At 33.3% G+C, this 11427-nt stretch carries 10 protein-coding genes and 1 pseudogene; 7 read left to right on the top strand and 4 right to left on the bottom strand.

The window, feature by feature from the left end:
- Nucleotides 1-14: 14 nt before the first annotated feature.
- Nucleotides 15-776 (bottom strand): hypothetical protein, encoded by a 762-nt coding sequence (locus F6P99_RS01470; RefSeq protein ID WP_152285668.1) that lies wholly within the window; start codon nt 774-776, stop codon nt 15-17.
- Nucleotides 777-829: 53 nt separating this feature from the next.
- On the opposite strand from F6P99_RS01470, the gene F6P99_RS01465 reads away from it, so the two are divergent.
- Both F6P99_RS01465 and F6P99_RS01460 read left to right on the top strand, forming a co-directional pair.
- Nucleotides 830-1387: a sigma-70 family RNA polymerase sigma factor gene (locus F6P99_RS01465; protein WP_152285667.1), complete on the top strand. Its 558-nt coding sequence runs from the start codon at nt 830-832 to the stop codon at nt 1385-1387.
- 63 nt (nt 1388-1450) lie between these two features.
- Nucleotides 1451-2176, top strand: coding sequence for a protein phosphatase 2C domain-containing protein (locus F6P99_RS01460; protein ID WP_152285666.1), 726 nt, complete (start codon nt 1451-1453; stop codon nt 2174-2176).
- On the opposite strand, the gene F6P99_RS01455 is transcribed toward F6P99_RS01460, so the two are convergent.
- The gene (locus F6P99_RS01455; RefSeq protein ID WP_152285665.1) at nt 2165-3076 is read right to left on the bottom strand and encodes a cation transporter; all 912 of its coding nucleotides are present in this window, start codon (nt 3074-3076) and stop codon (nt 2165-2167) included. The genes F6P99_RS01460 and F6P99_RS01455 overlap by 12 nt on opposite strands.
- A 93-nt stretch (nt 3077-3169) precedes the next feature.
- Complete coding sequence (locus F6P99_RS01450; RefSeq protein WP_152285664.1) at nt 3170-3928, bottom strand: hypothetical protein; 759 nt, start codon at nt 3926-3928, stop codon at nt 3170-3172.
- A gap of 271 nt (nt 3929-4199) precedes the next feature.
- Between F6P99_RS01450 and F6P99_RS01445 the strand changes: the two are divergent.
- The 3 genes and pseudogenes from F6P99_RS01445 to F6P99_RS01435 all read left to right on the top strand — a co-directional run.
- Nucleotides 4200-4844 (top strand): annotated as a pseudogene (locus F6P99_RS01445) (carbonic anhydrase); the annotation flags it as partial.
- A gap of 71 nt (nt 4845-4915) precedes the next feature.
- On the top strand, nt 4916-5749 hold the full coding sequence (locus F6P99_RS01440; protein ID WP_152285662.1) for a hypothetical protein: 834 nt from the start codon (nt 4916-4918) through the stop codon (nt 5747-5749).
- A gap of 192 nt (nt 5750-5941) precedes the next feature.
- Nucleotides 5942-6574 (top strand): phosphatase PAP2 family protein, encoded by a 633-nt coding sequence (locus F6P99_RS01435; RefSeq protein WP_226913020.1) that lies wholly within the window; start codon nt 5942-5944, stop codon nt 6572-6574.
- Here F6P99_RS01435 and F6P99_RS01430 read toward each other — a convergent pair.
- Nucleotides 6558-8000: a hypothetical protein gene (locus F6P99_RS01430; protein ID WP_152285660.1), complete on the bottom strand. Its 1443-nt coding sequence runs from the start codon at nt 7998-8000 to the stop codon at nt 6558-6560. The two genes, F6P99_RS01435 and F6P99_RS01430, sit on opposite strands and share 17 nt — an antisense overlap.
- 215 nt (nt 8001-8215) lie before the next feature.
- On the opposite strand from F6P99_RS01430, the gene F6P99_RS01425 reads away from it, so the two are divergent.
- Together F6P99_RS01425 and F6P99_RS01420 are read left to right on the top strand one after the other, a co-directional pair.
- Complete coding sequence (locus F6P99_RS01425; RefSeq protein ID WP_152285659.1) at nt 8216-10174, top strand: FAD-dependent oxidoreductase; 1959 nt, start codon at nt 8216-8218, stop codon at nt 10172-10174.
- Nucleotides 10174-11304, top strand: coding sequence for a hypothetical protein (locus tag F6P99_RS01420; RefSeq protein WP_152285658.1), 1131 nt, complete (start codon nt 10174-10176; stop codon nt 11302-11304). The genes F6P99_RS01425 and F6P99_RS01420 overlap by 1 nt, the downstream gene beginning before the upstream one ends.
- Nucleotides 11305-11427: the final 123 nt, after the last annotated feature.

Raw genomic sequence — 11427 nt, 5'->3', positions numbered from 1 at the left:
AAGTACTCTAATTATCAGAACAAATTCTTTAATTCTTTCCTAAGGTCTTTCCATTCATCTTCTGTTGTGTTTTTTTTGGCAATGCCAAAAAATGAGTGGAAAGATTGGTGAATTTCACTTCGTATTTTGTTTTTAACAGCATAAACATCTTCTAAGTTATGCTTGGTAGCTTTTCTGTTTTTAAGTGTTTCGTTTTTTGAATATGAATAATTGTGATCGTATTCAATCAAGTCATCGATTTCATTAGTAAACTCGTCAAAAGCAATCAGTACTTCTTGTTTTTTGTCTCCGTCATCCATGATTTTTGAAATCATTTCTTTTGTTTCTGCGAGTAGTTCTTCTATTTTTTCTTTTTCTCTGAGCTGTTTTTTCTTCTTTTTCTTGACGTACTTGTCAGAAGGATGGGTAATAGGTTTTAAGATTTCTTTCCATTCATTTTCATTTATCAGTATTTGAATCTTTAACCTGTAGTGAATGAGCGAATCTTGCATTTGTTGCAATTCATCAGTATCTTTCTTGAAAAGTGCTTTTACTTCACTTGAAGAGATGGTCTCTTGGTTTAGTGATTTTTTTAATCGTTTCAGGTTTTTTTTGTGACTTTTTTGATAGTCCTTCATGAACCCTTTCCCTTGTTTCATGTAGATCAAAATGCTGTCTTTTCTCTGATCTTCAGCGATATGTTCTTTTATTTGTTTGTTCACATTAGGAATCGAAAAGAAATCATTGTCGTCTGAGCTAAAGATGCTGATTAACAAAGTAATTAACAGGTAAATCATAAAAAATTATTTAATAAATTGCATAGAGTTAAATTAATAGCTTTTACTAAAATATGGATAAAAATAATGTAACTAAAATATTAAACGATAGTTCTTTCGAAAATAGAGATGCTCGGTTGTATCCATTGGTGTATGATAACCTTCATTTGATAGCAGAAAAATTATATGCTCGAGAAAAAAAAGGACATACCTTACAACCTACATTGCTTGTGAATGAGGCTTATATGAGTTTGGTAGATCAAGATCATATTGACTGGAAAGGGCGCTCTCATTTTTTTGCAGTAGGAGCTCAGGCCATTCGTAGAATTTTGGTGGACCATGCTCGAAAAAAAAATGCGAATAAAAGAGGATCAGGTGCACAGAGAATTGACTTAGAAGAAGGCATTGCGTTTACACCTGAAAAAGAAGGAAATGTATTGGCAATTGACGAAGCACTTGAGCATTTAGAAAATGTACACGAAAGACAAGCGAAGGTGGTAGAGCTAAAGTTTTTTGGAGGAATGAAAATGCAAGAAATTGCGGATGAATTGGGAGTGTCAATTAAAACGATAGAAGTCGATTGGAAAGTAGCAAAAGCCTGGTTAAAAAAGTTCATGCAAAGTGATATTTAATCCACTAGGGTTTTGCTAGTTTTTTTACGCTGTTTTAAGTAGAACCCAATACAAAAAAATAGAATGGAGTTATTATCTCTTTTGAAGCGTGGTGTGCATCACACAAATTTTAATGAAGATTTTTTATTTAGTCAACAATTAAATGATGATATAATCGTCTGCGCTGTAATGGATGGTTGTTCAACTGCCAAAGAGAGCCATTTTACTTCAAGTTTATTTGCAAAGTCTTTGTTTAAAACATGTAGAGTATTGCCTCAAATGAAAGAGATTCTAGAAGAATTTGATCTTGAAAAGATGGCGGTAAATGAAATCGGAGAATATATTTTAAGTCAGTTGTTTGAAGATGTGAGAAAAGCTAAAAAATTATTTTTTTTACAGATGGAAGAATTATTATCTACGCTGGTTTTATTAGTATATCATAAAGAAAAGAAACAAGCTTCAATTCACATAAGTGGTGATGGTATTTTTTCTGTAAATGGAAAAATTACGGAAATAGATCAAAATAACGTACCCAATTTTTTAGGCTATCATTTGACAGAAAAATTTGAAGAAGTTTATAAGAACGATATAGAATCAAAACTGTTTACTGAGGTTACAGATGTGGCAATTGCAACAGACGGATTGAGTAAACTAGTACATGCGAAATCAAAGTTAGCTGTGGTGGATTTATTTTTAAAAGAAAAGCCGAGAAAAGACTTAAAAGACTATTACGAAAATCAGTTTGCAAAACTAACTCAAAAAGGATTTGTAGCTTTGGATGATATTGCGATTATTCGATTAATTCTCTAGTTTGAGACCAATTTCTATTTTGATAGATTTGAATGTTGTAGTTAGTTCTTTAAGCATGTTTTTGTGTAATTGTTTAATTGCTTCAATATTTAAATTTATGGTTGTAGGGTTAAGATAAATGACCACTAAGTACCCTGATCCTACTTTAGAAATAAAGGTTTCGTAGTCAGTTTTTTCAGGAATATGGTTCGTTATACAAGTTTCAATTTGAGTTTTTTCTTCCTTGTTTTGAATGGAACCACCACTAAGCTCGATAAAAGAATTTTTAATAATTCCAATAGGGCTGCTAATCATAAATAGACACATTGTAAGGACGATCAATGAATCGCCAATATAAATTAGAAAATTTATAGAAGAGTCTTTTGAAATAAAAGAGATTAAGAAAAACACAAAACCTGTAACAATTGTTAATAGTCCATCGATTCTTGCACTTTCAGCTTCTACCAATAAAAGACTACTTCTGTTATTTATTTTTTTGTTCTGTGTTTTGAAATAGTAGAGCAATGAAAAAGTCGTGATTAGAATGAATATTACATAATAGTAGATTGGAATCATCACAATAGGTGTTGCTCTGTGCCCTTGAAAATAATTGATTACTTTCATTAGGTTTTGAGAAAAAGCCATTACAATAATTCCTAAAATTAGCAATCCTTTAGATAAAACAAAAGCCGCTTCGTACACATATTGACCAAACGGAAAAGTTGCGGTTTTTTTATGTTTGTTTTTAGAAATAAAAATTGCAATTAAGGTGGCAAAACCCAACGCGAAAGAAAAGTTACCATCAAGTAACATCGCTTGTGAACCTGTAAATTTATAGGTTATCCATCCGGCCAAAGCGAAAATTATATTAGCTACAACGGTAACCCATAATGTTTTATTTTCTGTTTTCTGAATATCCATGAGAGTAATTCTTAAGATGTAAAAATACTTGTTTTAAATAAGAATAACTCATTTGACTTCACAAATGAGTTATTCTATTTTTTTCTGATGTATTTATAAGAACATTGTCAATCCAACACTTACTGTGTGCGTTTTGTCTTGAAATTTTCCGTTGTAATAACCAGTCAATTGTAGTTTAGGGGTAAGTGAATATGCTGCAAATATTTCTTGTTCAAAGCGATCGTTTCTTTCATTATTGATGTCGTTCATTTTATAGATTGGTGTAATCTGTGTAAAGAATTTTTCAGAAAATACGATTGGTGTGATTACTTGAAAAGACATTCCATGCAAAGCGATGTCTGCATCAGGAGTTGGGTTGTCGTAAGTAGGTTTACTCGAATATTGGTAAGACAAAATTGGGAAAAATTGAATGGTTTCAGAAGCCATTAACCCTACGGTAAGTCCAGGAGATACAATGAATCTTCCAGATCCTAATCCGTCTTTAAAACTACCAGTAGGAGCAAAAACATCTACAGAAGGTCCAAATGCACCCACAAATTTGTCATAGTTCTTATAAGGTAGATAAAAATATCGGGCTCTAATATCTCCGAGTCCGACTTTTTTTGTTCTGTCGTTGTATAAGATAGGCACTTCGGCTAGCACTAAATGTGCCTCTGAAGGAGCGAACATAAATTTACCTCTATAGCCCATCACATTTTGAGTTTCTGAAGCAGCTACCTCAAAAGTGTTGTCTAATTGTGAATAGAAGTTTGTGGGTTTGGATGCGTCAATATCTGCTTCTGGTTTTTCATTGGTTTGAGCAAAAGAGATACTCGCGATTAACATAATTGTTAGGTAAATAGCTTTTTTCATGATATATAATTTTATAGTTAGAAAGGTTTGTTGGGTGCCTTCATTTATAATAGTGTAAAGTAGGATGAAAAACCCTAAAAATAAATTAATTTTTTTTCAGGTATTTTAGTATGACTGAATTATTAAATAATATCAATTTATGAAAAATACCTTTATTATTGTTTTGTCGATGGTTTTTATGATAGGCTGTGGGAATAAAAAAAAGCAAAAACAGGTATCAAAACATAAAGAATAACACTGGAGTTACGAAGGAGAAACATCTCCGGAACATTGGTTAGAGATTGAAAAAAACTCTGATTGTGGAGGTGAAAGACAATCTCCAATCAATATATTAACCGATGATGTTATTGAAGGCGCGAAATCAAAAACGCAGCTCGAATTCATGTATAAAAAGAATATCGAACTTAAAAAAGTGATCAATAATGGCCATAGTATTGAGTTTGATTTCGAAAAAGGAGATTCTTTGTTGTATAAAAATGAGGTTTTTCACTTAAAGCAAATTCATTTTCATTCACCGTCAGAACATACAGTTAATGGAGTTCGTTTTCCTATTGAAATTCATTTTGTACATGCAAGTTCTAATGGAAATTATACTGTTTTGAGTGTCTTAGGGAGAGAAGGAAGGGAAGAGGATACGTTTAACTTTTTTGATGCCTATGTTCATTTAAAACCTGGAGAATCAATGGTAACAGATAAAAAAGTGAACTTGAAAAAAGTGAATCCAGGAATCGATTCTTATTATGCTTATGAAGGTTCGTTAACGACACCTCCTTGTTCGGAAAATGTAAATTGGATTCTTTTTAAAAATAGATTGGTTTTGTCTTCACGTACAATAAAACTAATTAAAGAAAACATGCCAATTAATAATTATAGAGATACACAACCGATAAATAATCGTGTTGTCCATGCTTATTAAAAATAATTCTAGGGTTTTTTATCAATTTGTACGCTTTTGTTAATAGAAGTCACTAATTAAAATTTTATATTATGAAAGCAAGATTCACAATAATGTTAGCACTATTATTAGGTTTATCATTAAACGCACAGGACGTACAAATCACTAAAAACGACAAAACTAAAATTGAAGTCACTTATAAGTATGGGACATTTGGTTCTAGAGATATTCGATTAAATACTGGAGAAAAAATAGTATATAGGGAAATCACTGAAGTTGCCACTGCAAATTTTGAAGCGTACGAACGCGCAATGAAAAAAATTGGCAAAGAAAAATACAAGCATGTAAGCGTTAAATTTACCGGGGATGAAAATTTATATGCTTTAAAGTTAGAGCAACTCCAGTCTAAGCGTTTAGGAATTGAAACAACTAGAGCTGCTGGTGGTTTGATTACATTAATCGGAGTTCTTTCTGGAGATAGACAATTAACTTCAGCTGGTTTGCTAACTTCCTATATAGGGGATACGAATAGCATGGAAAACAATCAAAAATCTATAGCTGTTCAAACAGAAATGTTGAAAGATTTAGATGAAAGAACTCGTCAGCAAGAAAAACAAACTTCGGAAAAAGAGCAATGGGTTAAGGCATTTGGAAAAGAAAATATTGAAGCACTTGAAGCTTTGATGAAGAAAGAGCATAAAAGAGCAGAAGCTTTGGCAAATGTGGCGGAATTGTCTGAGAATACGGAATATCAATTATCAGCAGTTTGGTTAAAGGCGATGATTGCCAAAGAACAAGGCGATTCATCGAAGTTACTTCATGAGACAAATCGATTGGTTGTACTTGACGATTCAGTAAAATCCATAGATGAAGTAGAGAAAGAAATAAATTTATTACTAAAAGAATTAAATTCTTTACGAGTATAATTTATATAGCCAATAAATTTTCTTTCATGCCAATGAAAGTTTGTTGGTTTTGTCTTTCGTAATATTCAATATCTTTGCGCTACCATGATTCAAAAATATTGCTATTTGCTTTTCTTTTTGTGTGCTTCATTTGTTCAGAGCTCGGCACAAGTAAAAGACACTATATCAACAGTTCAAAAAAACAAAAAAACAGTGTTGTTTCGAAAAAGTATTATACCTGTTAGTTTGATTGGTGTTGGTTTGCTTTTGAACAATAGTGATTTAGAAAAACGTTGGCAAACAGAGATTCGAAATAAAGTAGGCAACGAGTATGACTTTCCTATTGATGATTATGTGCAATACATCCCGATAATTGAGATGTATGCCGCAGATGCGTTTGGCGTACAAGCAAAGAATCATTGGTTCGACCAAACAAAATATTTATTTATGGCCAATGCCGTTACTTCGATAATCACCCATACCTTAAAACGCACTACACAAAAGAACCGACCGAATGGTGCTGAATATTCTTTTCCTTCAGGTCATACAAGTTTTGCCTTTACCAATGCATCGGTATTGTATAAAGAGTTTGAAGGTAGTTCTTCTCTTTTGGCATATAGCGGTTATGCATTTGCAACGACAACTGGAGTTTTTAGAGTATTGAACAATAAACATTGGGTGTCCGATGTGCTAGTAGGAGCCGGTTTAGGAATGTTAGTTACAGAATTGATATATTATTTTGAGCCATTTAAAGATTACAATCCGTTTATGAATACACAAAATATCACATTATTACCACAATTCTCAGAAAATGAATACGGCGTGTATTTTAGTTATTCGTTTTAGAGTTTTCTTTTTTCTTTAGCATTTTGTTCAGTTGATTGTCAATTTCTTTTTGTAAAAACGGAATTTCGATTCCTACTACAAATTGCCAACGGGTAATACGTAATTTTGAAATATCATTTGGTGTTGTTTCTGAGCCACCAGGAAAATCTACAGGTTGTTCAAAATTCGCTCCACTTGCAGAATAGGTTGCTCCTAGAATCAATTGAATTGTTTTGAAAGAAATATCTGTACCAAAGCCAAAATGATGAAAATCGGTCTTGAAATTTACATCACTTTCTCGTTTTGATAAAAGGTCATAAATATTCGCATTTCTTAGGTAGGAAGAATAATCAGAAGAATAACTCAGATACCCGTTAAACTTAGGGTTGATGTAATATTCTATTCCGATTCCATAATTGAAGACCATTTTACGTTCTTCGACAAAATTGAAAGTAGGTGCTGTACCCAATTCACTATCCAAGGTAGGAAGGTTAATCGGTGCATAAGCAGAAATGCTACTGTGCCAATCTGTATTTAAATGTATGGTGTGTTTGCCTACTGGAATTCCAGCTCCAAAAGCAATGGATAAAGGTGTTTTTCGTTGAGCTTCTAAGCCAGAAAAATTGTTGTAAATAAAAATGTCTTCGCCAGAGCCAATTCCTGCTAAGAATTCGTTGTAAACAAAACTCCCTTCAGTTTTTACCGGTAAATAAGGCAATGTAACATTAACTCCAAGTTCGATCTCTTTAGTTTTATAAGCGGCTCCGATAATTCCAAAGAAACCATAAGAGTATAAAGCATATGAAATTTCTTTATTGTAATTAGCAACTTTATCAGTTGAGTGTAGTGCATTGTAATTGAGTTCACTAATACCAATATTTGCATATTTCGAAAAAAACAGAGAAGTACCAATGCTAAATCGATCTCCTAATTTTCTAGCCCACGATCCTCCGAACCATTCATCTGTGATCGAGTTATTCAATGTAACACGACCAATAAATTTTTCATCACCAGGGAAATCTTCTATGATTTCGTCAATAATAAGTGCTGTTTCGTAATTTAATGACGACTGATTTCTAGTCTTTGAAATAAACGCATATGCGAAATGACTGTTTTCAAGAGTAGGGATTTTAAAAGTTCCGGCCACCATTGTTGGTAGTCCACGAAACGTATTGTTTTTTATTTTTTCGTCGTCTCCAAATGTATTCGTAAGCTCTAATTGTTTCAATTCATAGGTTTTGGCATTGATAGAGAAAGCGACATTTTCCACCAAAGCAAGCCTTGATGGATTGTAATACGTAAGTCCCAAATCAGAGACACTACCCGTTACATTTCCATTTAACAATATAGATCTGTTTCCGTAATTCTCCAATTTATAATTCCCTTGAGCTAACACTTCGTTGAGGTGAAATAAAGATATAATGGTTAAAAAAATGTATTTGATCATAATGTAATAGGCAGTTTATGTAAATTTAATAAATAATTGCATCAAATTGTGGGAGTTACATTTTAAGAGGTTTTTTAGAATGTACTTAGATGTACATTAATTATACTGAGAACAACAAAGATTAGAGCGTTGATAGAGATATTTGTAAAGCTAGATGTTCATGAAAACGAAATCATTGAACGCTGAATTCAATACCAATTTTTAGACGAAACAATATGAAAAGAAGAAATTTTTTAAAAAATGTTGCCGGTGCCGCAGTTGCCACGAGTCTTTTACCTGTTTCTTGTAAAACAGTTGAAGGAGCTTCGAAAGTTACAAATGTTGGTTCTGTAGGTGAAGGTAACGGAGGTCAAGAACAATGGCATCAATTAGGTACAGGTCAAAAGGTGCCTTTTCCGGTCCGTAAAAAAACCTTGGAATATGATGTAGTTGTAATTGGTGCAGGTATGGCTGGGATTCCCGCAGCAGTAGCTTCGGCAAGAAACGGTGCCAAAACTGTATTGGTGAATGATCGACCGGTTTTAGGTGGTAATGCGTCTAGTGAAATTCGTGTAACAGTAAATGGGGTAAATAGGTTGTCCACGGGACTTGCAGAAAGAGAAACAGGAATCGTAGAAGAACTATTGCTAGAAAATAGATTGTACAATGCACAAGAATCTTATCCAATGTGGGATCATGTGGTTTATGATTACGTAACCAGAGAGCCAAACTTAACAGTTATGGTAAATACTGCAGCAATGGATGCAGAGATGGATGGAGATAAGATTGTTTCTGCACGTTGTTGGCAAGTAACAACTGAAACTGAATTTACTTTAAAGGCGGATGTTTTTATTGATTGTTCTGGAGATGGTCTGATGGCTGCAAAAGCAGGAGCATTGTTTAGAACAGGAAGAGAAGGTAAAAAAGAATTTAATGAAAAATATGCTCCAGATGAGCCAGATGGATGGCAGATGGGAGCCTCTATTTTGATGCAAGGTAGAGATTACGGTAGACCGATGCCTTATACACCTCCTTCATTTATGATAGAATACAATGGGGACAACACCAAACATCGAAAGATTAGAAATTTTGTTGATGGATATTGGTGGGTTGAGCTGGGTGATGATTTTGATATTATTGATGTTCAGGAGTTTAATAGACATAAGTTAATGGGCTATGCGCATGGTGTATGGAACTATATAAAAAATTCAGGTAAATTTCCAGAGTCTGAAAATTTTGCAATTGATTGGATTGGCTCTTTCCCTGGAAGAAGAGAGTCTAGAAGGTTTATTGGAGATCATGTGTTGTCTGAAAAAGATTTAACAGAGCATAGGCATTTTGAAGATGCTATTGGTTTTGGTGGTTGGTCATTAGATGAACACAATCCTGGAGGGATAGAAGATTTAGAAAATGAACCAAGTTTCTTTCACGAGCGATTTAAAACAGTGTACGAAGTACCTTTTAGATCGTTGTATTCGAAAAATATATCAAACTTAATGTTTGCTGGAAGAAATGCGAGTTTGACACATATAGCTTTGTCTTCCACGAGAATTCAAGGTACCTGTGCCTTAATGGGACAAGCAGTGGGTACAGCTGCAACACTTTGTGTGAAAAAAGGAGTTACCCCAAGAGATATCGGTCAAAAATACATCAAAGAATTGCAAGAGCAATTGATGAGAGATGATGTGTTTATTCCGAACGTGGTGGCAAATGATGCAAAAGACTTGGCGAAACAGGCAAGTTTAATATTCGGTTCATCTACAAAATCTGGAGCTGCGAAAAATCTAATCAATGGGATTTCAAGAGATATTGATGGGAAGATAAATCACTGGATGTCTGATGGTTTAGATGCTTCTTTGCAAATGGAATGGGATGTTCCGGTAAAGATATCAAAAGTTGAAATTAAGTGTGATACGAATTTGCAGAAGAACATAACAATGCGTAAACAGCCACTAACAGATTTTCAAAGAAAATCATTTATCGATTATGTACCACCTGAATTGATGAAAACTCTAAATTTGGAAGTGAGAGTTGATGGAGTATGGCAAAAAGTTGATACTAAAGAAAACAACATTGCCCGTTTGGTGAAATTTAATTTTGATCAAGTGAAAGTTACGGCGATTCGAATAAATTTAAAAGAAACCTACGGATTTCCTGATGCAAAGCTATTTGAAGTTCGTTGTTATGAAGTTTAATGAATAGCAAATTAAAAAGTTTAAGTGTAGTCTTCTTGTTCTTATGTATTACGAATACATATGGAGCAAGAAGGTTTGTTCGTTCAGATAGGCAACTTACACATAAGATTTCAATCATTCATCCAGGCATTAGTTTGCAGGAAAAAGTTAATTGTGAGTTGGTTGAGGTCATAAGTCCTTATAGTGCAACTTCTAGTTTTTATATGGATGTAGAATCTGTCGTTTGTGGCTCTAAAGAATGTGAAATAGTTATGGTTCGCGTGCATTGGAATGCGTTGGGAGAGTTTACAGATCTTGAATTGAGAAATGGGAACACACTTGAAAAAAATGAAGGGATTGAGTTTTCAAAAGAAGATTATCAAAAATTAGATCGCATCTTAAAAGACAAAGCTTCTCCTTTACAAACTTATTACAAATATGAGCTAGTGTCAACGAACCATGCGAATGCAATGGATGCCTTTTCTGGAGCTACGGTAGAAATAGATAAATCAGCTGTGGTTGAAGGTGCTGTTTGGACTTGTTATACACTTTGGTATTGGGCCAATGGAGACGTTGTAGATGCAATTCGAAACATTACATCGCAAAAATATACGAATCAACAATTACAACAATTAGTTCTTGGTTCGAATCAAGGATATCAAATATTTGCGCTGGAGGAATTGATCAAAAGAAAATCGTATTCTGAGATTTCTGTAGCTGCAATTAGTAAAATTGCACAAAAATCGAAAGAACTATTTAATTTAGCGATTGCTTATTTTGAAAAGTCAAATGATCAATTGTACTTTCGATTTGTCTCTGAAACTTACAAAGAATCAAACGAGTACGAGGCAAGGGGGCTATTGAATTCTTTGATGAAAACTAAATTCGAATATCCCACTGGTTTTTTTGAGGAGATAAGTGATGAAAATATAAAAAGAGCATCGTATCAAGAAATAGATCTTTTTCTGACGCTTTTGGATGCAAAAGCATATACATCAAAAAAGATTCAAACGAATACTTGTATGTTGTTAGAGCATAATGAATTTCTTATCTCGAGAAGAGCTTATTGGTATTTGAAAAAGTATCAACTCAACGAAGAAAACGCTATAAAAATAAATTCTTTCAAAGAAAAAAACAAAAACAAACTTTAGCTTTTGTTTTCATGTTTTAACAAGTTAATGGTAATTGTTTGATAGTTTTAGGGTAAAATTTGGCTAAAACTAGATAAGTTAAGTAAATAAAGTAGTCCTAAGATGTTTTTAATTTGTGTGTTA

This window comes from Flavicella marina, assembly GCF_009193215.1.
In the GTDB taxonomy this organism is placed as follows: Bacteria; Bacteroidota; Bacteroidia; order Flavobacteriales; family Flavobacteriaceae; genus Flavicella; species Flavicella marina.
This window is presented reverse-complemented; position numbering and strand designations above follow the sequence as displayed.

What these genes read in the sequence shown, in the direction of transcription:
- F6P99_RS01420 (WP_152285658.1), top strand. Translation starts at nt 10,174, where the DNA reads ATGAATAGCAAATTAAAAAGTTTAAGTGTAGTCTTCTTGTTCTTATGT.
- F6P99_RS01465 (WP_152285667.1), top strand. Translation starts at nt 830, where the DNA reads ATGGATAAAAATAATGTAACTAAAATATTAAACGATAGTTCTTTCGAA.
- F6P99_RS01430 (WP_152285660.1), bottom strand. Translation starts at nt 8,000, where the DNA reads ATGATCAAATACATTTTTTTAACCATTATATCTTTATTTCACCTCAAC.
- F6P99_RS01455 (WP_152285665.1), bottom strand. Translation starts at nt 3,076, where the DNA reads ATGGATATTCAGAAAACAGAAAATAAAACATTATGGGTTACCGTTGTA.
- F6P99_RS01425 (WP_152285659.1), top strand. Translation starts at nt 8,216, where the DNA reads ATGAAAAGAAGAAATTTTTTAAAAAATGTTGCCGGTGCCGCAGTTGCC.
- F6P99_RS01450 (WP_152285664.1), bottom strand. Translation starts at nt 3,928, where the DNA reads ATGAAAAAAGCTATTTACCTAACAATTATGTTAATCGCGAGTATCTCT.
- F6P99_RS01460 (WP_152285666.1), top strand. Translation starts at nt 1,451, where the DNA reads ATGGAGTTATTATCTCTTTTGAAGCGTGGTGTGCATCACACAAATTTT.
- F6P99_RS01440 (WP_152285662.1), top strand. Translation starts at nt 4,916, where the DNA reads ATGAAAGCAAGATTCACAATAATGTTAGCACTATTATTAGGTTTATCA.
- F6P99_RS01470 (WP_152285668.1), bottom strand. Translation starts at nt 776, where the DNA reads ATGATTTACCTGTTAATTACTTTGTTAATCAGCATCTTTAGCTCAGAC.